1 protein-coding gene is annotated in these 738 nt (G+C 35.0%); it reads right to left on the bottom strand.

Features of this window, described 5'->3' with window-relative positions; translation table 11 throughout:
• Window positions 1-156 precede the first annotated feature (156 nt).
• Window positions 157-738, bottom strand: a 582-nt coding sequence (locus B2X73_RS14500; protein WP_291096817.1) for a TonB-dependent receptor domain-containing protein, incomplete at its 5' end; no start/stop codon positions are given.

The following is a 738-nucleotide window of genomic DNA, read 5'->3' on the forward strand; positions in this document are numbered from 1 at the left end:
GATCCAAATTGCAGGATCATCAGTATCATTTGGTGTTTGCTGTGTTGTAACAGTTGGTTTTACTGCATTTGTAGGAATTGGAGCCAGTTTAGAGGATTCACAAGAAAATAGAATAGTGAAGAGTGATAATGTGATGAATATTTTTTTCATAATTGTTTAGAAATCAAATTTTAGACCTAAAGTAAAACGTGGTTGATAATATTCGAGTTGCATTGTTTGACTCGAAACTCCTTGGTAGTAACGTAAAGGTTGATTTGTTAAATTGTTTGCTTCTGCAAAAATTCGTAATTGCTTCGAGAATTTATACGACGCATTTGCATCTAAAAATAATTGTTTGTCATAGTAACTATCCTCGAAAGCATTTCCTCCAATTTCGTCTAAATAAGCGGCTGTATAATTAACCGAAATACGTGCAGAGAACTTTTTGTTCTCGAATGCTAACGAACCATTGAACATGTGTGGAGCTGTTTTAGGTAAATCAAGATCTTCTCTCAAATCACCATCTTCATTGGTAATTCCTTTGGCTTTCGAATCGGTGTATGTATAGTTAAGGTAAATTCCCAAATGTTTGAAAAATTCGCCTGGAATGAAATCTAATTGACGCTGAAATGCAACCTCAAACCCAAAAACATTCACGTGATCTCCATTTCTAGCTTGTGTCATTTTCCAGTTTTCTCCAGCAGGAACTGGGTTTGCTACGTCAGGAAAAAGTGTTTGGAAATCATTTGTTGTAAATGT

Source organism: Empedobacter sp. UBA7252, assembly GCF_002472765.1.
Taxonomy (GTDB): domain Bacteria; phylum Bacteroidota; class Bacteroidia; order Flavobacteriales; family Weeksellaceae; genus Empedobacter; species Empedobacter falsenii_B.